Origin of the sequence: Streptomyces sp. HUAS TT7, assembly GCF_051550175.1 — a bacterium.
Classification (GTDB): domain Bacteria; phylum Actinomycetota; class Actinomycetes; order Streptomycetales; family Streptomycetaceae; genus Streptomyces.
In genome coordinates, this window is record NZ_CP196175.1 from 1,718,150 (window position 1) to 1,741,993 (window position 23,844).

Genomic DNA, 23,844 nt, shown 5'->3' on the forward strand with positions numbered 1-23,844 from the left:
GTACGAGGCCTCGGCGGCGTCACGCGGCCACCGCGGGCGGCATCTCGCAGTCGCTCACGATCTCGTCCATGGACAGGCCGAGGACCGAGGCCAGTGCCGCCACCGTGAAGAACGCGGGTGTCGGGGCGCGGCCCGTTTCGATCTTGCGGAGGGTCTCGGCGGAGAGGCCCGCCGCGGCAGCGATCTCCGTCATGCTGCGGTCGCCCCGCGCCGAGCGGAGCAACCGGCCGAGCCGCTCACCACGTTCTCGCTCTGCGGGGGTCAGGGGGGTGCGGACCATTCTGGGATTCTAGGCGTTCGCGTGCCTGTGCGGTGAGTCGTCCGCGGGTCCGCCGCGGCTGGGCTATCCCCCAAGTTCTCGACTTCTCCCCCATCGCGGCGGAGCGGCACGATGTCACAGCCCCGCACCCCTCAAGGGCGCTCGCCCTCGGGCCCCTGCTCCGACCAGCCCGGCACCTCGAACCGTACGGTCATGTCCCTCCGGTGGACCTCTTCACCGCAGTCCCGGCACGTCACCGCGGGGTCCAGGTCCGCGCCGCACTTGTGGCGCCACACCGTCGGGGGGACCTCGGCGAGGTGGCGGTCGCCCCAGTTCATGAGCATCAGGAGGACCGGGCGGAGCTCCTGGCCCGCCGGGGTCGCGCGGTACTCGTAGCGGGCCGGGCGCTCGCTGTAGAGGGCGCGTTCCAGGACGCCGGCGTCCACCAGGGTGCGCAACCGGGTGGTGAGGATGTCGCGGGGAGCGCCGGTGTTCTTGGCGATCGCGTCGAAGCGGTGCACGCCGAAGAAGACCTCGCGCAGCACGAGCAGGGAGTACTTCTCGCCGACCACCGAGAGCGCGTCGGCAATCGAGCACGGCCGGGGGTTCTTGCCCCGGGCGGTACGCGACGGCTCGGGCTTCTGCTGCGGCTGCTCGGACACGTTCATGGGGCCACGGTAATCGAGCCGGACCCAGTCCGTTGGATTTTCCTACTCGCGGAGTTACAGTGAGTCCAGTTTTCCAACCTACTCATGAGTAGAGCCGAGGGAGCGCATCATGCGTGACGCCGTGATCGTGGAAGCCGTACGCACACCGATCGGCAGGGGAAAGCCCGGCGGGGCCCTGTCGGGGACCCATCCGGTCGAGCTGCTCGCCCACACTCTGCGCACCCTGGTGGAGCGCAGCGGGATCGACCCGGCGCTCGTCGACGACGTCATCGGCGGCACCGTCGACCAGGTCGGCGAGCAGGCCATGAACACCACGCGGTACGCCTGGCTGTCGGCCGGGTTCCCGGACTCCGTGCCCGCGACGACGGTCGACCGGCAGTGCGGGTCCTCGCAGCAGGCGGTGCACTTCGCCGCGCAGGGCGTGATCTCCGGCGCGTACGACCTGGTCGTGGCCTGCGGGGTGGAGTCGATGAGCCGGGTGCCGATGTGGTCCAACGTGCCTGCCGGGAAGGACCCGTTCGGGCCCGGGGTCGCCGCACGCTTCCCGGAGGGGCTCGTCCCGCAGGGGATCAGCGCCGAACTCATCGCCGCCAAGTAGTCGATCGGGCGGGGGCAGATGGACGAGTTCGCCACCGCCTCGCACCAGAAGGCCGCGCGCGCCTGGGAGAGCGGCCTGTTCGCGGCGGAGACCGCGCCGATCGCGGGCCTCACGCGGGACGAGTCCGTACGCCCGGCCACCACCCCCGAGATCCTCGCCGGGCTCAAGCCGTCGTTCGTGGACCCGGCCTTCGCCGAGCGGTTCCCCCAGATCGACTGGTCGGTGACGGCGGGGAACAGCAGCCCGACCAACGACGGGGCGTCGGCGGTCCTGATCACCTCCAGCGAGACGGCCGCCCGGCTCGGACTGCGCCCGGTCGCCCGGCTGCGCAGCTTCGCCGTGACCGGCTCCGACCCGGTCCTCATGCTGACCGGGGTCGTCCCGGCGACCGAGAAGGTACTGCGCAAGGCGGGGCTCGACCTCGGCGACATCGACCTCTTCGAGGTCAACGAGGCGTTCGCCAGCGTGGTCCTGGCCTGGCAGCAGGAGACCGGCGCCGACCCGGCGAAGGTGAACGTGCACGGCGGCGCGATCGCGCTCGGCCACCCGCTCGGCGCGAGCGGCACCCGCCTGATGACCACGCTGGTGCACGCGATGCGGGAGCGCGGGGCGCGCTACGCGCTGCAGACCATGTGCGAGGCGGGCGGCCTCGCCAACGCGACGATCCTGGAGGCCATTTGAGGTGACCCCGACGAGGACCCGGGCACCCACCCCATTCAAATACCGGTATAGTAATTGGAATGGTGGAGATCAAGAGCGATACCCAGATGGATGCGATGCGCGAGGCCGGTCGCGTGGTGGCCCAGGCCCTTGCGGCGGCACGGGAGGCGGCCGACGTCGGCGTCAGCCTCGTCGAACTCGACGCCGCCGCGCGGGAGATCCTGTTCAAGGCGGGCGCCACGTCGCCGTTCCTCGACTATCACCCCGAGTTCGCGCCGGTCCCCTTCCCGGCCACGGCATGCGTCTCCGTCAACGACGCGATCGTGCACGGCATCCCGGACGGCTACCGGCTGCGCGACGGCGACCTGGTCAGCGTCGACTTCGGCGCGGTCCTCGACGGCTGGGCCGGGGACTCGGCGATCAGCTTCACGGTCGGCCGGGCCCGGCCCGAGGACGTACGGCTCGTCGAGACGGCGTTCCGGGCGCTGGACGCGGGGATCGCGGCGGCGGTCGTCGGCAACCGCATCGGCGACATCGCGCACGCGATCGAGAAGGTCTGCCGGGGTGCGGGCTACGGCATCCCGGACGGGTTCGGCGGGCACGGCATCGGCCGCCACATGCACGAGGACCCGGCCGTGCCCAACGAGGGGCGGGCCGGGCGGGGCATGGTGCTGCGGCACGGGATGGTGCTGGCGATCGAGCCGATGCTGATCGCCGACGGGAGCGATGCGTACTATCCGGCGGCTGACGGGTGGACTCTGCGTGCCCTTAGCGGGGCTCGGGCGGCTCATGCTGAGCACACTGTTGCCATCACCGATGCGGGGCCTCGTATCCTCACCCTGCCCTAGCGGGGCGCGCTGTTCGCTTCCACGTGTTGTTGGTTGGGGGCGGGCCGTCTGTGGCTGGTCGCGCCCACGCGGCGGAGCCGCACCATGTCACAGGCCCGCGCCCCTTAAAGGCTGACGCGGCTGGCCCGCTCACACGGCGGAGCCGCACCATGTCACGAGCCCGCGCCCCTTCCAGGCAATCAGTTATTGGCCAGGAATCGCTGGGTCAGGTCGTGGCCCAGAGTCCTTGCCGCGCCGTGGCTTTCGATCGGCTTCGCCTGGGAGTTCTTGAACAGGATGTACGTGACGCCGGATGCCGCGCCGCCCGTCCTCGGGTCGGGGTCCATGCCGAGCGCCTTGGCCGTCGCGTACGACGCCTCGCCGATGGTGTTGCTCGGGCCCAAGTCGCCCACGACGGCGTACTCGACCTTGTTGCCGTAGATGACGGCGACGACGCCGCCGCCCTTGATGCCGTCCGAGGCGTAGTTCCAGATCGAGCCGGCGCTCGGCACCACCACGTACGGCAGCTGCTCCGCGCTGAGCGGCATGCCGTTCGACTGGTGGAAGGTGGTGTCGGGCTGGAACCAGGGGTCCGTGTTCTCGTTGCAGGCCTCGGTGATCTGGCCGTCGCAGTCGATGCCGAGTCCGGCCTTCCAGAACACGGCGCCGTCCATGCCGCAGACCGGCACAGCGGCCGCGGCCGAGGTGTCCGTCTTGTACTTGCCGTGGGAGATCTGGGAACAGGTCGCCACCTTGGCGAGGAGTTCGGCCGCCCCGACCGGGCCCGCGGCCGCCGAAACGGGCGCGGTGACCCGGAACGTCGCCGCGGTGCCCCGGAACGTCGCCGCGGCGAGCAGGGCGGCGCCGGATGCCGCAGCGAGGGCGAGCCTTCTGGTACGCACCCGGGGACCCTTCCTTCAGAAACGTTTCCTTAGCTTTTTCGCACGTGCGCTGCCGCCAACCGTGATCGCCGACCCCACGCAACAAGAGGCCCATGGTTCCCGGCCGTTCAGGACGGGACCATGGGCCTCACCGGCGACGTCAGCCGGGGCTACCGCTTTCCACTCGGATGGACCACCAGCGCCGAGCCGCCGCCCCGCCGCACCTTCTCGGCCGCGGCGAGCCAGCGCCCGTCCGGCAGCCGCTGCACCCCGGTCGCCGCCCCGATCTCCGGGTTCAGCGAGAACGAGTGGCCGAGCGCCTCCAGCCGGGCCCTCAAGGGGCTGTTGTAGAGGGCGGGTTCGAGCTCGGTCCGGGCCGCGTTGCGCTGGCTGGCGCGCGGTGCCGCGATCGCGTCGACCAGCGGCATCCCCCGGTCCAGATGGTTGATCAGTGTCTGGAGAACGGTGGTGATGATGGTCGCGCCGCCCGGTGAGCCGAGCGCGAGCACCGGCTTGTCGTGCCGGTCGAGCACGATCGTCGGCGAGATGGAGGAGCGCGGCCGCTTGCCCGGACCCGGCAGGTTCGGGTCGTGGACGGCCGGGTTCGCCGGGACGAAGGAGAAGTCGGTCAGCTCGTTGTTGAGCAGGAAGCCCCGGCCGGGCACGGTGATGGCGCTGCCGCCGGTCTGCTCGATGGTGAGCGTGTACGCGACGACGTTGCCCCACTTGTCGGCGACCGTCAGATGCGTGGTGTTGTCGCCCTCGTACGTGGTCGGGGCGGCCGGGCCCGACGTCTCGCACGCCGCGGGGTGGCGCGGGTCGCCGGGCGCCAGGGGGCTGGTCAGGACCGCGTCGTCCTTGATCAGGCAGGCCCGCGAGTCGGCGAAGCGCTGCGAGAGCAGGCCCTTGACCGGCACGTTCTCGAAGTCCGTGTCGCCGACCCAGCGGCTCCGGTCCGCGAACGCGATCCGGCTGGCCTCGATGTAGTGGTGCAGGAACTGCACGTCCGAGGCCTTCGACAGGTCGGTGTTCTCCAGGATGTTGAGCGCCTCGCCGACCGCCGTGCCGCCGGAGGTGGAGGGGGCCATGCCGTAGACGTCGAGCCCGCGGTAGTCGACCTTGGTGGGCGCCTGGAACTTAGCCTCGTACGCGCGCAGGTCCTTCTCGGTCAGGTCGCCGCTGCGCACTTTGCGGGTCGACTTGGGGTCGACGGGCGGCTTGCGGACGGTCTTGACGATGTCGTCGCCGAGGTCGCCCCGGTAGACCGCGTCGACGCCCTTGCGGCCCAACTCCTCGTAGGTGCGCGCCAGATCGGGGTTCTTGAAGGTCGAGCCGACCACCGGGAGCTGCCCGCCCGGCAGGAACAGCTTGGCGGTGTCGGGGAAGTCGGCGAACCGGGCCTGGTTGTCCTTGGTCTGCGAACGGAAGGTGTCGTCGACGGTGAACCCGTCGCGCGCGAGGCGCTCCGCGGGCTTCAGGAGCGTACGCAGCGACTTGCTGCCCCACGCGTCCAAAGCCCGGTCCCAGGTGGCCGCGGTGCCCGGGGTGCCGACGCCGAGTCCGCTGGTCACGGCGTCAGCGAAGGGCAGCGGTTTGCCGTTCTCCACGAACAGCGAGGACGTGGCGGAGGCGGGCGCGGTCTCGCGGCCGTCGAGGGTGTGCACGGAGCGCGAGGCGGCGTCGTAGTAGACGAAGTAGCCGCCTCCGCCGATGCCCGAGGAGTACGGCTCGGTGACGCCGAGGGCTGCGGCGGTGGCGACGGCCGCGTCCACCGCGTTGCCGCCGCCCCTGAGAACTTCGAGGCCGGCGGCGGACGCGTCCGCGTCCACGCTGGAAACCGCTCCCCCGTAGCCGACCGCCTCCGGAACCTTGGCCGGGGTCCGGCCGGGCGGCGCGGCCGTCGTGGGCGGCGCGGCGGCGACCGAGGCCGCGACGGCGGCCGCCGCGGCGAGGAGGGACAGGGTGCGGGCAGCAGGACGACGCATGCATACCTCCCGTTGGCGAACGTCCGCGCAGCGTAACGCCGCCCCGGGGTTCGCGTCATGGGCATGTCGAACAGGGGCACGAACTCCCGCGAGGCGCTCCGCGGGACGTGGAGACTCTGCGCACCGGTGGGGGCGATCGCTCCCCCGAGTTCTCGGCTTCTCCCCCAAGGCCTAAAGGGCCAGGGGACCCCCCTGAACAGGGGGACCCCCATCGCGGCGGAGCCGCACCGTGTCACAGGCCCGCGCCCCTTTCGGGGCGTGCCCCACTGCAGCGAACTTCGCGAAGACCGCCTAACATCCCCGCCCATGAATGACGACGTACGCAACATCGTGCTCGGCGTGGTGGCGGCGGGCATAAGCGCCGCCCTGGGCTGGGTCGCCCGGAACTATCTCTGGAAGCGCAAACTCCGCCGCAAACAGGCTTTCTTCGGGCTGCCCGACCACTCGGAGTGCCTGCTCGTTGTCAACCGCGACGCGGGGCACGACGGTTCGGTGCACCGCTTCGACGTGTTCGCGCTGCTCGAACTCTCCTCGCTCATCAAGGACTGCGGAGCGCACGCCCAGATCATCCAGCACGACCTGGCCCAGCAGGGCTTCGGCGAGCGCACCGAGTTCTGCCTCGGCGGGCCGGGCTCGAACCGGCGGATGGCGGCCCACCTCGCCTCGCTCCTGCCCGGCGTGAAGATGAACGTGGACACCGAGCCGGGCCCCGACCGGGGCGCCTTCCAGATCGGCTCGGAGCGCTACCGCCTGGAGGGCGGCGTCGCCGAGTACGTGATCCTGGCCCGGGTGACCGTCGGGCAGAACTCGCGCCCCGTATTCCTCTTCTGCGGCCAGCGCGCGATCACCAACCAGGCCGCCACCCGCTATCTCGCCCGGAATTCCGAGAGGCTCGCCCGCAAGCACGGCAACAATTCGTTCTGCCTGCTCCTGAAGGTCGTCAACTCGCATGCGTACGGGCCCGATGTGGTGGAGCTCGTCGCCGATGTGACCCGGGCGGCCCAGGAACCGGCCCCGGTGATCCGCACCTCGCACCGGGCGGGCAGTTAACCCACCCTCAGCGGCAGGGACTTGATGCCGTTGATGAAGTTGGAGACGAGCCGGCGCGGCGGGGCCGCGACTTCGGTGCGGGGCAGGATGCGCAGCGCCTCCTCGTGCAGCACCCTCAGCTGCAGCCGGGCGAAGTGCGCGCCGAGGCACACGTGCGGGCCGTCGCCGAACGAGACGTGCGGGTTCGGGGTGCGGGCGAGGTCCAGGCGGTGCGGGTCGGCGAAGACGCGCTCGTCGTGGTTGGCGGAGGCGTGGAAGACGACGACCTTGTCGCCGGCCGCGACGGGCTGCCCGGCGAGGACGGTGGCCCGGTCGGCGGTGCGCCGGAAGCTCAGCACCGGCGGATGCCATCGCAGGAGCTCCTCGACCGCCACGTCCAGAGGGACACGACCCTCCGTCAACTTCCTGCGCGCATCCGGGTGTTCGGCCAGTGCGAGCAAGCCTCCGGGGGCCGCGCTGCGTACGGTGTCGTTGCCCGCCACCGTCAGCAGGAAGAAGAACATCTCCAGCTCGGCGTCGGCGAGTTCCGAGTGGGCGAGCGAGGTCATGATGTCGTCGGCCGGACGCTCGCGCTTGTACGCGGCGAGCTCCTGGGCGTACGCGAACATCTCCGCCAGCATCGCGGGCGAGCGCGGGTTGACCGGCCGGCCGTCGGGGCCGGGCACCGGCGGCTCGTCCGGGTCCTGGTAGGCGATGACGCGCTCGGTCCACTCCAGGAGGAGGCCCCGGTCGCCCGGCGGCACCCCGAGGAGGTCGGCGAGGTTGAGCAGCGCGTAGTCGTCGGTGACGTCGGCGACCAGGTCGGCCACTTTGTCCTCGGCTCCGTCGCGGGCCCCGGTGAGCAGGGCGCGGGCCCGCTCGCGCGCCAGTGCCTCGAAGCGGTCGATCCGGCCGGGCGTGAAGGCGCGGCTGACCAGGCGGCGGAGCCTTCCGTGCTGCGGAGGGTCCTGGTTGAGCATCATGCGGCGGATGAACGGCAGGTCCGCGGGGTCGGGGTCGCGGATCTGGGTGGCCCCGAGCGCCGAGGAGAAGGTGCCCGCGTCCTTGAGGACCCGTACGACGTCCGCGTGGCGGGTGACCGCCCAGAAGCCGGGGCCGGCCGGCCAGCCGAGCACCTCGGGCTCCTCCTGCCACGCGACCGGGTGGTGGTCGCGCAGCTCGCGGTAGGCGGCGTGCGGCGGCCCGGCCGCGTACAGGCGGGGGTCGAAGACGTCGGGGGTGTCAGCCATGGTGGGGATGGCCCGGCCTGTCGGGGACATCGTGCGGGTCAGACATGGTCGGCTCGCAGGAAGTCCTCGACGGTGCGGATCAGGTCGAGCGGCGCCTCGTCCATGGCGTGGTGCCCGGCGTGGGGCAGTTCGACGAGCTGGCCCGCCGGGTACCAGCGCAGCCAAGTGGCGCGCAGGAACTGGGCGTTGAGGGCCGGGTCGAGCGCGCCGGTCACCGCGAGCGCGGGCACCGGGGAGCCCTCGGTCTCCTCGTGGAAGTCCTCGCCGGACCAGGAGTCGAGCCAGGCGCGGAACGCCTTGGCGTCGCTGCGGTCCACCGAGCGCCGGGTCATCCGGTCCAGCCAGGCGTCGGGGCGGTCGCCGCCGGTGGTGAGGTCGATGATGGCGCGGCGGTTGGCGGGGTGCTCGGCGGCCTCGGTGAACAGTTCGCGGGTCGCCTCGTCCATCGGCATGCCGCTCGCCGGGACCGGCGATATGCCGACCATGCGGCGCACCCGGTCGGGGGCGGCGGCCAGGACCCGCTGGACGACGGCGCCGCCCATCGAGTGGCCGATCAGCGAGAACCGGTGCCAGCCGAGCCGGTCGGCGAGGGCCAGGACGTCCTCGGCGCCCTCGCTCGTGGTGAACGCGCCGGTGGCGTCCCTGGCCTCGCCGTAGCCGCGCAGGTCGACGAAGGCGTAGGTGAAGGCTGCGGCGTCGAGGTCGGGCAGCACGGCGGCGTAGTCGCCGCGGTCGGCGAGCCAGCCGTGCACGGCGACGACCCGGTGGGCGCCGTCGCCGTGGAGGGTGTGGGGCAGCGTGAATCCGGCCATGGGCACTCCGATTCCGGGCAGCGGTCGTCGGCGTACGGCTCGCTGGTGGTGCTGTCGGCGCGCGAGACGTACGCGTACACGGTGGCGCTCGCCCTGCCACCTGGCAAGAAGCCGGTCAGAACTCCCAGGGACTCTCGGCCGGTTCCACCGTGCGGTTCTCGACGACGACCTCGGCGGGCGCGAACCCCCGCACCGCATCGAGCAGTCCGGCCGCGTCGAAGTCGAAGATCTGCTCCTCGAAGCAGAGCCCGTGGGCGTCCTTCGCGCGGCCGAGGACGGGCGCCAGGCGCCGGTACATGGAGCGCGGGCGGCTGATGTAGGGCAGCGCGGGTGAGCGCAGGTCCACGACGAGGAAGCGGCGCACCTTGTGGCCGGTCCGTACGGCGACCGCGGTCACGGCGGTCACGTCGTCCCAGTCGATACGGTCGGCCGGCCAGGTCGGCAGCCGCACGGTGAGCGCGTCGGCGTCCAGGCCGAGCCGCAGCGGGCGCAGCAGGTAGCCCGCGAAGGTGACCGCGGCGACCAGGACGGCCACGCCCGACACGGCCATCACGGGGCCCGCGAACCCGCTGTTCGGCCCGTCGAAGACGGAGGCGGCGGCGATGCACCAGATCACGGCCACGGCGATCGCGGCGAGCGGGACCCAGATCAGGGTGCGCCGCAGCCGCAGGACGATCGGGGCGGCCCCGGGCTGCGTTGCGCTGGCTGAATTCTCCACACGGAGAGCTTGGTCCGTCGGCAGCCCGGACGCCAGAGTGTTACCCATGGGTTTACTGAATTGAAGTCAACAATCCAAGATCATCCCGGCGTCTTTCCGGGGCAGGCGCCTTTCTCGGATCGGCGCCTTCTCAGGCCGGGCAGGCAAGGGGGCTGAGGGAGCTGTGGTCGTCGGTGCCGGTGATCGTCACCTTCAGGCGCCCGCCCGGCGCCACCGACTGCACGACGGTGCAGGCGATCTGTTGCTGGGCGAGCGGCGTGAGCCCCGCGACGTCCTGGTCGAGCGCGACCGTGATCATGCCCTGCGCCACGCGCATCCTGGGGACGCCCGAACCGGGTGGCAGTTCCGTACGGATCCCGGCGGCCGCCTCTTCCTTCGTGGGACCCGCGAAGAGCAGCGGGAGCTGCGGCCCGGAGCGCACCGGCCGCAGCACGGGCATCAGCCCGTCCGGTCCCGCGAAGTAGAGCACCGTCCCGTTCGCGTCGGCGTCGGGCGGCACGGCCTGCGCGCTCGCGGGCCCGCCCACCGCGATGACGTCGGTGGACTGGATGCCGCAGCCGGCCGCGAGGAGTCCGGCCGGGAGCAGGGCGAGCGCGGCCAGCGCACGGGGCCCGGCGGTCCTGGGCCTCATCGCACCGCCTCCGCGGGGGCGGCCGCGAGCAGCCCGGTGGGCAGCTCGACCCTGAAGACCGCGCCACCGTCAGGGCCGTTCGTCGCGCTCACCGTGCCGCCGTGCAGCCGTACGTTCTCCATCGTGATGGCGAGGCCGAGGCCGCTGCCCGCCGAGCGGGTACGGGCCGCGTCCGCCTTGAAGAAGCGGTCGAAGATGTGCGGCAGCACGGCCGCGTCGATGCCGGGCCCGCTGTCGGCGACCTCCACCACCAGCGGCCCGTCGCCGGAACCCGGACGCAGCCGTACGGTCACCGGCTCCGAGCCGTGCCGCAGGGCGTTGCCAACGAGGTTGGCCACCACGATGTCGAAGCGCCGCGGATCGATCATCGCCCGTACGCCGTCCGGGAGTTGAGTGACGACGCGGTCCTCCCAGCGCCGCCTCTGGAGGGTCTTGCGGATGGTCTCGGCGACATCGACCTCGTCGGCGTTGAGCTCGGCGGCCTTGGCGTCGAAGCGGGAGATCTCCATCAGGTCCTCGACAAGGGTGGCGAGCTTGCCAGTCTCGGCCGAGATGAGGCGCACCGCGCGCGCCGTGTCCGGGTCGAGCCCGTCGGCGTCCTCGTCGAGCACCTCGGTCACGGCGAGCATGCCGGCCAGCGGGGTGCGCAGCTCGTGCGAGACGTCGGAGGCGAACCGCCGCGCCCGCGCCTCGGCCTTCTGCAGCTCCTCGACGGAGCGCTCCAGTTCCTCCGCCGACTCGTTGAACGTCCAGGCCAGATCGGCGAGTTCGTCCGATCCCTTGACCTCGATGCGGGTGTCGAGCCGGCCCTTGCCCATGCTGCTCGCGGCCCGCCGCAGATCGCGCACCGGCCGCAGCACGCTGCGCGCGGCGAGCAGCGCCGGGACCACGGCGACCGCGAGGGCGGGCAGTGCCCCGTTCTTGGCCGCCGAGACCATGGCCCGGATGGTGACGCCCTCCGGCCTGAGGTCCATCACGGCGTACAGGTAGACCCCGCTGCGCTGCTGGTGGCCGTACTGGTCGAACATCACCGGCATGCCGATGGTCAGATACGGGGTGCCGTCCTGGACCACCCGCTGGAACGAGGCGTGGGTGTTGGCGTGGGTCTGGCGGCGCAGATCGTCGGTGATCACGGTCGAGGTGGGCCGCATGGTCGAGGACGCGCGCAGGCTGCCGTACTCGGCGAACACGATCCAGGGGCGCGGCTTGCCCGCCCTGGCCAGCGCCTGGCTGACGTCCTTCAGCACCGCGGGGGAGGGGGGCAGCCCGAAGTGCTGGTTGGCTATCTGCTCGCGGAACTGCTCGACGGCCTGGTCCTGGGTCTGCTGGAGGATGGCTGAGCGGGCCGACTGGTAGGTGAGGGCCGCGGTCGTGACCGCGCTGACCGCGGCCACCAGGAGGAACGCGGCGATCAGCCGGGTGCGCAGGCCGAGGCGCAGGGCCCGGCGGACGGGGAGTCTCACAGGGGCCCGAAGCGGTAGCCGAAGCCGCGCACGGTCTGGATGTAGCGGGGGCCGCCGTCGGGGCCCGCGGTGTCGCCGAGCTTCTGCCGCAGCCGCCGTACGCAGGCGTCGACCAGGCGGGCGTCGCCGTGGTAGCTGTGCTCCCACACCGATTCGAGGAGCTGCTGGCGGCTGAAGACCTGCTCGGGCGAGGCCGCGAGGTGCAGCAGGAGTTTGAGTTCCGAGGGGGCGAGCGCGAGCCGTTCGCCGTTCTTGGCGGCGGTCAGGCCCGCCCGGTCGAGGGCGAGCTCGCCGTGGAACTCGGGGCCGGGGCGGGCAGTCGTGGGGTCGGCGAGGCGGCGTAGTACGGCCCGGATGCGGGCCTCTATGACCTCAGTGCGGGCGGGTTTGACGATGTAGTCGTCGGCGCCCGCTTCGAGGCCGACCACCACGTCGAAGTCGTCGCCGCGCGCGGTGAGCATGATGATCGGCAGCTGGCTGGTCTCGCGTATCCGGCGGCAGACCTGGACGCCGTTCATGCCGGGCAGCATCAGGTCGAGCAGCACGAGGTCGGGCAGGAAGGTCTTGAGCGAGCCGAGTCCGGCCTCGCCGGTCCCGGCCGCCAGCACCTCGTGGCCGCGCCTGCGCAGCCCGAGCTCGACCCCTTCACGCACGGAGGGGTCGTCTTCTATGAGAAGCACGCGTGGCATGGAGGTCAGTATCCCAACCGTCTCTTTTGTCCCGTCACCGGGTTCGGCGGCGGCCGCCGCGGACCTTGGCGATCACGGCGTTGATGTCGGTGAGGCCGAGCGGCCGGGCCAGCACGGCGAGGGCGAGGGCGAGCGTCACCGCTCCGGCGCCCGCCGCCGCGACGCTGCCGAGCGGGTCGGCCGCGCGGGCAGCCGCACAGCCGAGCGCCGCCGCGGGGACGCACCCCAGGAGCAGCCGCAGATGGGCGAGCAGCGCCGGGGAGCGGAGCAGCGGGCCGCCGCCGATCCTGCGGTTCAGGGTGTACGCCGTGACCGCGAGCCCCGCGAAGAGGGCCACCGTGTAGGCCCCGGCGATCCCGGTCACCGCCCAGCGCGCGGGCAGCACCAGGTAGGCGACGACGGTGAGGCCCGCGTTCACCCCGGCGATGACGAGGTTGAGCAGGAACGGGGTGCGGGTGTCGCCGAGCGCGTAGAAGCCGCGGGACAGGACGTACTGGCCCGACAGCGCGATCAGGCCGGGCGCGAACGCCATGAGCATGCCCGCCATCACCGTGATGTCACCGGCGCCCGTCCTGCCGTACTCGTAGACCGAGCCGAGGATCCAGGGCGCGAGCGCGAACAGCGCGCAGGCCGCGGGGACGATCACCGCGGCACACGTCCGCAGCCCGTACGAGAGGTCCGCGCGCACCCCCGCGAGGTCGCCGTCCGCCGAGGCCCGGCTCATCCGGGGCATGAGCGCGGTGACCAGGGACACGGTGACGATGCCGTGCGGCACCATCCAGAGCACGTACGCGTTGGTGTACGCGGTGTATCCCGCTCCCCCGCCGACGCCCTCCGCCACGGCTTCGGCCCCCGCGGTGGTGGCGAGCCGGGTCACCACCCAGTACGCGAGCTGGTTGGAGACGACGAGCAGCACCGCCCAGCCCGCCGACTTCAGCGGCCGGCCGAGCCCGCTGCCGCGCCAGTCGAACCGGGGCCGCCAACGGAACCCTGCCGAGCGCAGCGAGGGGACGAGGGCGAGGGCCTGCACGGCTATGCCGGCCGTGGTGCCCCAGCCGAGCAGCCGGGCGTCGCCCGCGCTCAGCGTGCCCCCGCCGGACGCGGCCAGGGCGAGGTAGAGCCCGAACACCCCTATGACGACAAGGTTGTTGAGCACCGGCGTCCACATCATGGCGCCGAACCGGCCGCGCGCGTTGAGGACCTGGCCGAACAGGGTGAACAGGCCGTAGAAGAGGATCTGCGGCAGGCAGTAGCGGGCGAGCGCGACCGTGAGGTCGGCCTGGGTGCCGGTGTAGTCGGTGTACGCGCCGACGATCCACGGCGCGGCGAACACCGCGAGTGCCGTGAGACCGACCAGCGCGGTGGTGCAGGCGGTCATCAGCCGGTCGGTGTAGGCCGCGCCCCCGTCGGCGTGCTCCTTGGCGGCGCGCACCAGCTCGGGCACGAAGACCGCGTTGAGGGTGCCGCCGATGAGCAGCATGTAGAGGATGTTGGGGACGTTGTTGGCGACCGCGTAGCCGTCGCCGAGCAGGCCCACACCGAGCGCGGCCGCGATCACCGCGGAGCGTACGAAGCCGGTCGCGCGCGAGACGATCGAGCCCGCCGCCATCAGCGCGCTGCTGCGCAGCAGGCCTGAGCTCTTGTCCACGGCCTCCGCCGTGGCGGTCGCGGTCACCGGCGAGCCATATACGCCTGGAACGCGCGGTACAGCGCGTTGTTGGTGGTCCCGCCCATGGATGTCTCCCACTCGCCCAGCGTCTCGACGACCTGCCCTCCGGTGCCGAGCTTCCAGCGCAGGAGGCCGAAGGGCCGGTCCCGCGGATCAAGAGTGGAGGGTACCCCGCGCATGTCGTACACCTCGGCGCCCAGCGCTCGGGCGTCCTGGATCATCTGCCACTGGAGCGCGTTGCTGGGGCGGACCTCGCGGCGGTGGTCGGCGGAGGCACCGGTCTGGTACCAGACCCGCCGGCCCACCGTGATCATGGTGTGCGCGGCGAGCACCTCGCCCTGGTGGACGGCGAGGCAGAGCCGCATCCGGCCGGGCTGTTCGGCGTTCAGGGCCGCGTACTGCTGCTCGTAGTACGCGAGCGAGCGGCCGAGCCGGAACCCGTCGCGCTCCTCGGTGATCCTGAGCAGCCGGTAGAACTCGGGCAGGTCCCCGGCTCCCCCGGCGACGACCTGCACCCCGGCCCGGTCGGCGGCGCGCACGTTGCGCCGCCACTCCTGGTTGAGCCCGGCCCACAGCTCGTCGGTGCTGCGGCCGGCCAGGGGCAGCCGGAAGACGTGGCGGGGCTGGGCGTCCGCGTCGCCGTCGTCGTCCCCGCCGCACCGCTTCCAGCCCCGGGTCCGCAGGCGTTCCGCGACCGCGGAGCCGAGCGGGTCGACCTCGGTGGCCAGGACGTCGCCGATCCTGCGGCCGGTTCCGGTGGAGGCCTTCAGGCGGGCGGCGTCCCAGCGGCGGTAGGCGGGCGTGGGCCCGATCCGTACCGCGAAGGCGCCCGCCCGGCGCAGGTGGCGCAGCAACGGCTGGAGCCAGCGGTCCATTTCGGGGTCGGCCCAGTCGGCCACCGGGCCTTCCGGAAGGTAGGCGAAGTATTTCCGGGTGCCGGGGAATTGCCGGTAGAGGATCTGGGCGACCCCGGTCAATTCACCGTTGTCAAGGGACCATCCGACCCTTTCCGAGAACCATTGGTCCTTCACCTCGGCCCACGAGGGGCATTGCAGAAAGCTGACGTCGGCGCGGCCCGCGAGAAAGGAGCGGTACTCGGCGGCGGTGAGGCCGCGGACCCCGGCGTCCTGGTCGCGGTCACCGGTCACCAGCAGTGCGGACACGTCTGTGGCCTCCCAAGTGCGCCCCGCCGTCGGCCCGTCGGGGATGCACAGGATGCTCACAGCGATCCGTGACCGCCCTGCACTACGAATGTGACGGGACCATGACCATGGCGCTGCGGTCCTTGTCACACAACGAATCGAGAGTTTCCCGGCGCGTCCTGCAACCTAAAGTCCAGCTGGTGACTCTCACCTACGGAAAAGCATTTGCAACGGAGGTTTTCCAGTTGAGCCGCATACGCCGTCACACTTTGCCCCGCCGACCGGTCCGCCTGGCCGCCATAGCCGGAACGGCGGTGCTCGCCGCGGCGCTGACCGCCTGCGGCGGCGGCGATTCCTCGTCCGGCGCGAAGTCCGATCTCAAGTCCGACAAGAAGACCGAGATTTCGGTGAATCTGACGGGCAAGCAGGCGAAGGCGGGCGAGCCGGTGAAGGTGACGCTCGCCGACGGCAAGCTGCAGAGCGTCACGGTCACCGACACCAAGGGCGGCAAGCTCGACGGAAAGATATCCGCCGACGGCAAGACCTGGACCTCGGACCGGAAGGCCGCGCCCGGCACGTCGTACGCGGTCGAGGCCAAGGACGACAAGGGCGGCAGCGCGAAGGCCGACTTCGCGACCGCGGCCCCCGAGAAGGAGAACAAGCTGAGCCTGGCGCCCGGCAAGGACTCCACGGTCGGCATCGGCCAGCCGCTCTCGATCGTGTTCGACCACCCGGTGAAGAACAAGGCCGAGGTGGAGAAGCAGCTGAAGGTGACCACCTCCGACAACACCGAGGGTTCCTGGGGGTGGATGGAGGACTACTCCGGCAAGTCGCGCATCGACTGGCGTCCCAAGGACTACTGGAAGCCCGGCACGAAGGTGACCCTGGAGGCCGACCTCAACGGTGTGGACTCGGGCCCCTCGGGCGGCTGGTTCACCAAGGACTACAAGACCGGCTTCACCGTCGGCAAGAACCAGCTCGTCAAGGTCGACCTCGACAACCACCGCCTCAAGCTGTTCCGCGACGGCCAGTTGGTGAAGGACATCGCGATGTCGGCGGGCACCCCCGGCGGCGACAAGGCGTCCTGGCGCGGCAAGACCGTCCTCATGGCGAAGGAGGGGACGATCAACATGAACTCGGAGACCGTCGGCCTCGGCAGCTCGTACAACAAGATGGTCGACTACTCGATGCGGCTGACCTGGTCGGGCATGTACGCACACGCGGCGCCGTGGAACTCCGGCTACTTCGGCTCCGCCAACAAGAGCTCGGGCTGCATCGGCATGAGCGACTCCGACGCCAAGTTCGTGTACGACTCGGTGCAGGTGGGCGACCCGTTCGAGATCACCGGCGACGACGCGAAGGGCACCCAGGCCCTCAACAACGGCTACGGCGAGTGGAATCTGTCGTACGACGCCTGGAAGGCCAAGAGCGCACTCACGGGCAACACCGGCAACACAGGTACCACCGGCAACTGACACCCCGTCCAATAATCGTTACCCTCGCGTAACTTACCGACCAGTTACCTCAGGTAAGTCCTCACGGTTACCGTCGGGTCACTTTGCACCGGCGCGAGCGAGGAGCGATTCATGGCCCCCCACCACCTGTCCGGCCGGCCGTCCAGGACCACGGCCGCGGCGGTCACCGCCGCGGCCCTGTTCGCGGGCGCCGCCTTCGGCCTCGCCCCCGCGGCCGAGGCGGCCCCGGCGAGAGCCGCGGCCGCCGCCTCGGCGAGCAGCGGCCTGAAGTTCTACGACATCCCCGGCTCCGGCGGGATCACCCTCAAGGGCAATGTGTTCACCCCGGCCGGGGCCAAGGCCGGCGACAGGTACCCGCTGATCGTCTTCCCCACCAGCTGGGGCATGCCGCAGATCGAGTACCTCGCCCAGGCCCAGAAGCTCGCCGACGCGGGCTACACGGTGGTCAGTTACACCTCGCGCGGCTTCTGGCTCTCGGGCGGCAACATCGAGGTGGCGGGCCCGCCGGACGTCGCCGACGTCTCCTCCGTGATCGACTGGGCGCTCGCCCACACCCCCTCCGACCCCGCGCGGATCGGCATGGGCGGCGTCTCGTACGGCGCGGGCATCAGTCTGCTCGCCGCCGGTCACGACAAGCGGATCAAGGCAGTGGTGGCGATGAGCGGCTGGGCCGACCTCATCCAGTCCATCTACAGCGGCCGCACCCAGCACCTCCAGGCCGCCGCCATGCTGGGCGCCGCGGGGCAGATCACCGGCCGCCCGAGCGCCGAACTGAACCAGATCCTCAAGGAGTTCCTCGGCTCCGACCTGTCCAAGGAACAGGACATGATCGACTGGGGCAGGAAGCGCTCCCCCGCGACCCATCTGGACCAGATCAACAAGAACGGCGCCGCCCTCATGCTCGGCAACGCCTGGGGCGACAGCCTCTTCCCGCCCAACCAGTACGCCGACTTCTTCTCGAAGCTGACCGGCCCCAAGCGCCTCGAATTCCGCCCCGGCGACCACGCCACCGCCGAGGCGACCGGCCTGCTCGGGCTGCCCAACGACGTGTGGAGCGACGCCCACCGCTGGTTCGACCACTACCTCAAGGGCGCCGACAACGGCATCGACAAGGAGCAGCCCGTCCAGCTCAAGTCGCGTACCGACGGCTCGTACGAGGGCTATCCCAGCTGGCAGGCGGTCGGCGCGGCCACGGATAAGCTGGCGCTGAACGGCACGCAGAAGATCTGGGCGAACATCGACTCGGGCGCCGACGGCGGGATCATCTTCCTGTCCAGCATCCTGGACCAGTTCGCGAAGCTGCCGCCGATGGCGTCGATCCCGCTGCTTCCGCGCTCGTTCGCGGCGGTGTGGCAGTCCCCCGCGTACGGCGAGGACCGCAGGATCCGGGGAACCGCCAAACTGCACACCACACTCACCTCGACCAAGGAGAGCGGCACCCTCGTCGCATACCTCTACGACGTGGGCCCGCTCGGCCTCGGCAAGCTGGTCAGCAACGCCCCCTTCACCTTCCACGGACAGACGCCCGGCAAGCCGTTCCCCGTCGACCTGGAGCTCTTCTCCACGTCGTACGACGTTCCGGCCGGCCATCATCTGGCACTGGTGGTGGACACCGTCGACCCGCTCTACATCGAGCACAACCCGCTCGGCGCGCAGCTGACCTTCTCCTCGCCCGCGTCAGACCCGTCCAGTCTGACGGTCCCTCTCCGCGAGAAGTGATCACCGGCTGCTGCCGGGCGGGCTCTTGCCCCTCAGCTACTGCACACCCGGCAGCAGCGTCCCTGGTTCAGCCGGTGCGACGTCCACGGCCTCCGTCTTGGGATTGCGCTTCTGTCTCCTGGCCATCCAGGTGGCGAACCAGGAGAGCAGCATGCACATCCCGATGTAGATCGGCGAGATCACCATCACCACGGGGATGAACGGCAAATCGTAGTCGAGATTCGATGCGATGAGTTTCCCCGCGTGCAGGAACTCCTCATAGGTGATCAGGTAGCCGAGCGAGGTGTCCTTCAGGGCGACCACCAGCTGGCTGATGATGGTCGGCAGCATCGCCCGGATCCCCTGCGGGACCAGCACGTACGTCATGACCTGCGTCTTGCGCATGCCGAGTGAGAATGCCGCCTCCTTCTGGCCGCGTTCCACGGAGTTGACGCCGGTTCTGAAGACCTCGGCGAGCACCGAGCCGTTGTAGAGCGTGAGCCCGGCCACCAGGGCGGGCAGCGGCTGCACCTTCAGCGCCACGAAGATGAAGAAGATCATCACGAGGACGGGCATCGCGCGGAAGAACTCGACGAGCAGGGTCGCGATCCAGCGCAGCGGCCGGTGGTCGGAGAGCCGTCCGGTGGCGAGGACCGCGCCGAGCGCGATGGAGAACACCGAGGCGAACGCGAAGGCCCGCAGCGTGTTGCCGAGCCCGCGGAGCAGCAGCTCCTGGATGCCCTTGTACTCGAACGGCATCCACTTCGCCGAGGTGAACTGGTCGGTGTCGAAGAGGAGATAGACGACCCAGCCGAACAGGGCGAGGATCAGGGCCGTCGAGATGACCCCGTAGACCAGGTGCCGCTGCTGGGTCCTGGGCCCGGGGATGTCGTAGAGGGCGGTGGATTCCTTGGCCAGTGGCGCGGTCATCGGGCGACTCCCCAGCGCTTTTCGAGGATGTTGAAGACGGCGCTGATGAAGAGGGTGATGATCAGGTAGCCGATCGCGATCCAGACGAAGGTCCAGATGATGTTGTAGCCGAGCTCGCTCAACGTCTTGTACGTGCCGAGGAGTTCGGTGACGCTGAACGCCCCGGCGATCGCGGAGTTCTTCGCGAGTGCGATCAAGGTGGAGCCGATCGGCGGGATCACGGACCGGAAGGCCTGGGGAAGCACCACCGTGGACAGGGTCTGCCCGAAGGTCATCCCGAGGCTTCTGGCCGCCTCGCCCTGCCCCTTGGGCACGGTGTTGATGCCGGAGCGCAGCGCCTCGCAGATGAACGACGAGGTGTAGCAGCCGAGCGCGATCACCGCGAAGAGCTGGAAGGGCAGCACCAGGCCGAAGCGCGGCAGGCCGAGCAGCACGGCGAAGAACAACAGCGTCAGCGGGGTGTTGCGCAGCACGGTCACCCACACCGTGCCGAGCACCCGGAACGAGCCGACCGGCGAGACCCGGCAGGACGCCATGACGAAGCCGAGCGCGAGCGCCAGAACCGAGGCGTAGACGGTGAGTTCGACGGTGCCGAGGAATCCCTTGCCGTACAGCGAGAAGTTCTTGGTGAGTACGTCCATTGCGGCCTCAGCTCGCCGGGTAGCGGTCGATGGGCGGGGCGGGGGCGGCGGGGCGCCCGGACAGGCCGAGCGTCGCGGCGTACGCCTTCTTCCAGTCGCCGTTCTTCTCGTGGGCCTCGATGGCGTCGTCGAGCGCGAACCGCAGCGTGTTGTCGCTCTTGGGCACGCCGACGCCGTACGGCTCCTTGGAGAACGGCTTGCCGACGACCTTGAGTTCGTCGGGCACCTTGGCCGCGTAGCCGCTCAGGATGGTGTCGTCGGTGGTGACCGCGGAGACCTGGAAGGTGAGCAGGTTGTCCACGCACACGGAGTACGTGTCGTAGGCGACCATGTCGACCTTCGGGTAGTCCTTCTGCATCCGCTGGAACGGGGTCGACCCGGCGGCCGAGCAGACCCGCTTGCCGTCGAAGTCCTGGGGCGCGGTGAGGCCGTTCTCGTCCTTGCGGACAAGGAGGCCCTGCCCGGCCATGTAGTACGGGCCAGCGAAGCCGACGAGCTTCTTGCGCTTGTCGTTGATGGTGTAGGTGCCGACGTAGTAGTCGATCTGGCCGTTCTGCAGAGCGGTTTCGCGGTTCGCCGAGGCGATCGTCTTGAACTCGATGGTCTTCGGGTCGAAGCCGAGGGACGCGGACATCATCTTGGCGATCTCGATGTCGAACCCGGTGTAGACGCCGGTGGCCGGGTCCTTCTCGCCGAGATAGGGCTGGTCCTCCTTGGCACCGACGATCAGGTGGCCGCGGTTCTTCGCCCGCCGCCACACGGAGGACTCGGGGAGGCTGATGTCCTTGGCCACCGTGTAGTGCGGCAGCAGTTCGGCCTTCGGGCCCTTCACCGGCGGGCTGCCCGATTTGCCGCAGCCGGCCACGGCCAGGGCGAGGAACAGGGCGGCGAGCGCGCGTCGTGTGGCCATCATCGTTGCGTACACCCCCGCTCAGTGCTTGAGGATCTTGGAGAGGAAGTCCTTGGCCCGGTCGCTCTGCGGGTTGGTGAAGAAGTCGTCGGGGGTGCGGTCCTCGATGATGCGGCCGTCCGCCATGAACACGACGCGGTTGGCGGCGGAGCGGGCGAAGCCCATCTCGTGGGTGACGACGACCATGGTCATGCCGTCGCGGGCGAGCTGCTGCATGACTTCGAGCACCTCGTTGATCATCTCCGGGTCGAGCGCGGAGGTGGGCTCGTCGAAGAGCATGACCTTGGGGTCCATGGCCAGGGCGCGGGCGATGGCCACGCGCTGCTGCTGGCCGCCGGAGAGCTGGGCGGGGAGCTTATCCGCCTGCGAGGCGAGGCCGACCCGGTCCAGAAGCTCGCGCGAACGCTTGTCCGCGTCCTCTTTCTTGCGGCCCCGGACCTTGATCTGGGCCAGCGAGACATTGGCGAGGACGGTCTTGTGCGCGAAGAGGTTGAACGACTGGAAGACCATGCCCACTTCGGCGCGGAGCTCGGCGAGGCCCTTGCCCTCCTCGGGGAGGGGTCTGCCGTCGATGGCGATCGAGCCGGACTCGATCGTCTCCAGCCGGTTCATCGTCCGGCAGAGCGTCGATTTGCCCGAGCCGGACGGGCCGATGACCACCACCACCTCCCCGCGCCCGACGGTGAGGTTGATGTTCTGGAGGACGTGCAGCGTCCCGTAGTGCTTGTTGACGTCACGCAGCTCGATCAACGGATCGACGGCCATACGCTGTCCTGCCCACTCATCGCGGTGTCGAGGTCAGCGCAAACTATCCAGCCCGGTAGGGCACTTCATCTCGACACGCATAAATAGGGCATAAAGCGTATTTTGGCCGCGCCGGATCCGCAGGGCGCTCAGGTGCGGAGCCGGTCAGGCCTCCGAGGCCTCGGCGTACACCTGGAACAGCTCGGGAGCGCCCGTCGCGGCCCAGGTGAGGCCCGCGTCCACGACGTCGATCTCGCGGCCGGAGGCGAGCCGCACCACCGGCTGACCGCTGGGCCACACGTCCCAGCTCGCGCCCGGGACGGTGCGCACGATGACGGTGCCCAGATACAGGCCGGCGTCGTTGCCGAGCCAGGGCAGCTCCTCCGGATCCTCGCGCCAGCGCGGGGGCAGCTGGTCGAGCGCCTCCAACGACGTCGGGGAGTCGTCGAGTTCGAGCTTGTTCTGCCAGGCTCTGGTCCGCAGCAGCTCGCACTCCGAGAGCAGCTCGGCGACGCCCTCGGGATCTTCCCGGACGGCCCCGTAGACCGCCACCCCGGGCTCCGTTGTGTGCCGCTTTCGCCAGTTCTGGAGGAAGTTCATACGATCCAGACTCCCATTCGAGGCTCGGTTGCACTACAAGGCACGCGGGGTGCCACGTCAACCCCGGGGTGACCCGCGGCCCTCAGACCTCTAGGTCCACCACGACCGGCGCGTGGTCGGACGCGCCCTTGCCCTTGCGCTCCTCGCGGTCCACGTAGCTGTCCTTGACGGCCTTGGCGAACGGCGCGTTCCCGTAGACCAGGTCGATGCGCATGCCCCGGTTCTTGGGGAACGCCAGCTGGCGGTAGTCCCAGTACGTGTAGGGACGGTCGTACTTGAGCGGGCGGGGCACCACGTCGGACAGGCCCGCCTCGCGCAGGGCGGCGAGGGCCGCGCGCTCGGCGGGGGTGACATGGGTGAGGCCCTCGAAGACCGCCGGGTCGTAGACGTCCTCGTCGGTCGGCGCCACGTTGAAGTCGCCGAGCACCGCGAACGGGCGCTGGCCTGCGGCGTCCTCGGCGACGGCCGCCTTCAGGGCCTCGAACCAGGTCAGCTTGTACGCGTAGTGGTCGTGCTCGACCTCGCGGCCGTTGGGCACGTAGACCGACCAGAGGCGGACGCCGCCGCAGGTCGCGGAGATGGCGCGCGGCTCCTCGGTCCCCTCGTAGTCGGGGCCGCCGGGCAGGCCGAGCACGACGTCGTCGAGGCCGACGCGGGAGACCAGGGCCACCCCGTTCCACCGGCCAGTGGCGTTGACCGCGGACTCGTAGCCGAGCTCGCGCAGCTCGGCGGCGGGGAAGCCCTCGGCGGTGGTCTTGGTCTCCTGGATGCACAGCACGTCCGTGCCGGTGCTCTCCAGCCAGGCCAGCAGGCGGGGCAGCCGGGCGGTGATCGAGTTGACGTTCCAGGTGGCGATGCGCATGGATCCCAACCTACCGCCCGGCTCCGACACTCACAGCTGCGTCGAGTCCCCGGGCGTCAGACGCGCGTGCTCGGCGCCGCCGAGGCCGCCGATCTGCGAGTCGTAGATGGGCCGGGCGAGGTCGGTGAGCAGGGCGTCGTGGATGTCGATGGCACGGCGCGGCTTGACCTCGCGCACGTAGTCGATGACCTCGGAGATCTTGTTCCAGGGGGCCATCACCGGAAGCATCAGGGTGTCCACGGCGTGGTCGGGGACGGTGAGGGCGTCGCCGGGGTGGAAGACCGAACCGTCCACCAGGAAGCCGATGTTGGTGATGCGCGGGATGTCCGGGTGGATCACCGCATGCAGCTCGCCGTGGACCTGGATGTCGAAGCCGGCAGCGCTGAAGGCGTCGCCGTGGCCGACCGTGTGGACGCGGCCGGGAAAGGCCGCCGAGATCTTCTCCGCGACGCTGCGCAGGGTCCAGATCTCGGCGGCGGGGTTGGCTTCGAGGCCGGTCCGCAGCCGCTCCTCGTTGAAGTGGTCGAGGTGCTCGTGGGTGACCAGGACGGCGTCGGCACCGAGCGCCGCGTCGCTCTCGCTGAACGTACCCGGGTCGATGACGAGGGTGCGGCCGTCCTTCTCCAGCCGGACGCAGGCATGGGTCTTCTTGGTCAGCTTCAGGCTCATGCCCCCATCCTGCTCCCGGCGCCGCGGATGGGCG

At 70.5% G+C, this 23,844-nt stretch carries 23 protein-coding genes and 1 pseudogene; 5 read left to right on the forward strand and 19 right to left on the reverse strand.

Annotated elements, in window-relative coordinates; all coding sequences use genetic code 11:
• Positions 1–19 precede the first annotated feature (19 nt).
• Together ACSHXC_RS07525 and ACSHXC_RS07530 are read right to left on the reverse strand one after the other, a co-directional pair.
• Positions 20–280: a helix-turn-helix domain-containing protein gene (locus tag ACSHXC_RS07525; RefSeq protein WP_438290820.1), complete on the reverse strand. Its 261-nt coding sequence runs from the start codon at positions 278–280 to the stop codon at positions 20–22.
• 131 nt (positions 281–411) lie between these two features.
• Positions 412–927, reverse strand: a complete 516-nt coding sequence (locus ACSHXC_RS07530) for a winged helix-turn-helix transcriptional regulator (RefSeq protein ID WP_438290821.1) — start codon at positions 925–927, stop codon at positions 412–414.
• 109 nt (positions 928–1,036) lie between these two features.
• Here ACSHXC_RS07530 and ACSHXC_RS07535 point away from each other — a divergent pair.
• Together ACSHXC_RS07535 and map are read left to right on the forward strand one after the other, a co-directional pair.
• Positions 1,037–2,206 (forward strand): annotated as a pseudogene (locus tag ACSHXC_RS07535) (thiolase family protein).
• A 59-nt stretch (positions 2,207–2,265) separates the two neighbouring features.
• A complete protein-coding gene (gene map / locus ACSHXC_RS07540; RefSeq protein ID WP_438290822.1) occupies positions 2,266–3,033 on the forward strand; it encodes a type I methionyl aminopeptidase in 768 nt (255 codons plus the stop codon).
• A 179-nt stretch (positions 3,034–3,212) separates the two neighbouring features.
• Here map and ACSHXC_RS07545 read toward each other — a convergent pair whose 3' ends face one another.
• Positions 3,213–3,914 (reverse strand): glycoside hydrolase family 75 protein, encoded by a 702-nt coding sequence (locus ACSHXC_RS07545; RefSeq protein ID WP_438290823.1) that lies wholly within the window; start codon positions 3,912–3,914, stop codon positions 3,213–3,215.
• A 149-nt stretch (positions 3,915–4,063) separates the two neighbouring features.
• Positions 4,064–5,878, reverse strand: coding sequence for a gamma-glutamyltransferase (ggt, locus tag ACSHXC_RS07550; protein ID WP_438290824.1), 1,815 nt, complete (start codon positions 5,876–5,878; stop codon positions 4,064–4,066).
• Between the two features lie 306 nt (positions 5,879–6,184).
• On the opposite strand from ggt, the gene ACSHXC_RS07555 reads away from it, so the two are divergent.
• Positions 6,185–6,928 (forward strand): hypothetical protein, encoded by a 744-nt coding sequence (locus ACSHXC_RS07555; protein WP_438290825.1) that lies wholly within the window; start codon positions 6,185–6,187, stop codon positions 6,926–6,928.
• Here ACSHXC_RS07555 and ACSHXC_RS07560 read toward each other — a convergent pair.
• From ACSHXC_RS07560 to ACSHXC_RS07595, 8 genes are all read right to left on the reverse strand, one after another.
• Positions 6,925–8,157 (reverse strand): cytochrome P450, encoded by a 1,233-nt coding sequence (locus ACSHXC_RS07560; protein ID WP_438290826.1) that lies wholly within the window; start codon positions 8,155–8,157, stop codon positions 6,925–6,927. The two genes, ACSHXC_RS07555 and ACSHXC_RS07560, sit on opposite strands and share 4 nt — an antisense overlap.
• A gap of 38 nt (positions 8,158–8,195) precedes the next feature.
• On the reverse strand, positions 8,196–8,969 hold the full coding sequence (locus ACSHXC_RS07565) for an alpha/beta fold hydrolase (protein WP_438290827.1): 774 nt from the start codon (positions 8,967–8,969) through the stop codon (positions 8,196–8,198).
• A 115-nt stretch (positions 8,970–9,084) separates the two neighbouring features.
• Entirely contained in the window at positions 9,085–9,687 is a 603-nt protein-coding gene (locus ACSHXC_RS07570; protein ID WP_438290828.1) for a hypothetical protein, read from the reverse strand.
• Between the two features lie 130 nt (positions 9,688–9,817).
• On the reverse strand, positions 9,818–10,318 hold the full coding sequence (locus tag ACSHXC_RS07575; RefSeq protein ID WP_438290829.1) for a hypothetical protein: 501 nt from the start codon (positions 10,316–10,318) through the stop codon (positions 9,818–9,820).
• Entirely contained in the window at positions 10,315–11,781 is a 1,467-nt protein-coding gene (locus tag ACSHXC_RS07580; RefSeq protein WP_438290830.1) for an ATP-binding protein, read from the reverse strand. The genes ACSHXC_RS07575 and ACSHXC_RS07580 overlap by 4 nt, the downstream gene beginning before the upstream one ends.
• The gene (locus tag ACSHXC_RS07585; protein ID WP_438290831.1) at positions 11,778–12,470 is read right to left on the reverse strand and encodes a response regulator; all 693 of its coding nucleotides are present in this window, start codon (positions 12,468–12,470) and stop codon (positions 11,778–11,780) included. Before ACSHXC_RS07585 ends, ACSHXC_RS07580 begins: the two co-directional genes overlap by 4 nt.
• A gap of 34 nt (positions 12,471–12,504) precedes the next feature.
• Positions 12,505–14,145, reverse strand: a complete 1,641-nt coding sequence (murJ, locus tag ACSHXC_RS07590) for a murein biosynthesis integral membrane protein MurJ (RefSeq protein WP_438290832.1) — start codon at positions 14,143–14,145, stop codon at positions 12,505–12,507.
• Positions 14,142–15,302 carry a lipid II:glycine glycyltransferase FemX gene (locus ACSHXC_RS07595; protein ID WP_438290833.1) on the reverse strand — a complete coding sequence of 387 codons (1,161 nt, stop codon included), beginning with the start codon at positions 15,300–15,302 and terminating at the stop codon, positions 14,142–14,144. Before ACSHXC_RS07595 ends, murJ begins: the two co-directional genes overlap by 4 nt.
• 248 nt (positions 15,303–15,550) lie before the next feature.
• Between ACSHXC_RS07595 and ACSHXC_RS07600 the strand changes: the two genes are divergently transcribed.
• Both ACSHXC_RS07600 and ACSHXC_RS07605 read left to right on the forward strand, forming a co-directional pair.
• The gene (locus tag ACSHXC_RS07600) at positions 15,551–16,756 is read left to right on the forward strand and encodes a L,D-transpeptidase (RefSeq protein ID WP_438290834.1); all 1,206 of its coding nucleotides are present in this window, start codon (positions 15,551–15,553) and stop codon (positions 16,754–16,756) included.
• Positions 16,757–16,867: 111 nt separating this feature from the next.
• On the forward strand, positions 16,868–18,475 hold the full coding sequence (locus ACSHXC_RS07605; protein ID WP_438290835.1) for a CocE/NonD family hydrolase: 1,608 nt from the start codon (positions 16,868–16,870) through the stop codon (positions 18,473–18,475).
• A 36-nt stretch (positions 18,476–18,511) separates the two neighbouring features.
• Here the strand turns inward: ACSHXC_RS07605 and ACSHXC_RS07610 are convergent, their stop codons facing one another.
• The 7 genes from ACSHXC_RS07610 to ACSHXC_RS07640 all read right to left on the reverse strand — a co-directional run bounded on the left by ACSHXC_RS07610 (position 18,512) and on the right by ACSHXC_RS07640 (position 23,810).
• Positions 18,512–19,384: an amino acid ABC transporter permease gene (locus tag ACSHXC_RS07610; RefSeq protein ID WP_438290836.1), complete on the reverse strand. Its 873-nt coding sequence runs from the start codon at positions 19,382–19,384 to the stop codon at positions 18,512–18,514.
• Positions 19,381–20,025 carry an amino acid ABC transporter permease gene (locus tag ACSHXC_RS07615; protein WP_344374848.1) on the reverse strand — a complete coding sequence of 215 codons (645 nt, stop codon included), beginning with the start codon at positions 20,023–20,025 and terminating at the stop codon, positions 19,381–19,383. The genes ACSHXC_RS07610 and ACSHXC_RS07615 overlap by 4 nt, the downstream gene beginning before the upstream one ends.
• A gap of 7 nt (positions 20,026–20,032) precedes the next feature.
• Positions 20,033–20,938: a glutamate ABC transporter substrate-binding protein gene (locus ACSHXC_RS07620; protein ID WP_438290837.1), complete on the reverse strand. Its 906-nt coding sequence runs from the start codon at positions 20,936–20,938 to the stop codon at positions 20,033–20,035.
• A gap of 18 nt (positions 20,939–20,956) precedes the next feature.
• Complete coding sequence (locus ACSHXC_RS07625) at positions 20,957–21,700, reverse strand: amino acid ABC transporter ATP-binding protein (RefSeq protein ID WP_438290838.1); 744 nt, start codon at positions 21,698–21,700, stop codon at positions 20,957–20,959.
• 144 nt (positions 21,701–21,844) lie between these two features.
• On the reverse strand, positions 21,845–22,279 hold the full coding sequence (locus tag ACSHXC_RS07630; protein ID WP_438290839.1) for a DUF6278 family protein: 435 nt from the start codon (positions 22,277–22,279) through the stop codon (positions 21,845–21,847).
• Between the two features lie 82 nt (positions 22,280–22,361).
• Positions 22,362–23,141: an exodeoxyribonuclease III gene (locus tag ACSHXC_RS07635; RefSeq protein ID WP_438290840.1), complete on the reverse strand. Its 780-nt coding sequence runs from the start codon at positions 23,139–23,141 to the stop codon at positions 22,362–22,364.
• A gap of 30 nt (positions 23,142–23,171) precedes the next feature.
• Positions 23,172–23,810 (reverse strand): MBL fold metallo-hydrolase, encoded by a 639-nt coding sequence (locus ACSHXC_RS07640; RefSeq protein WP_438290841.1) that lies wholly within the window; start codon positions 23,808–23,810, stop codon positions 23,172–23,174.
• Positions 23,811–23,844: the final 34 nt, after the last annotated feature.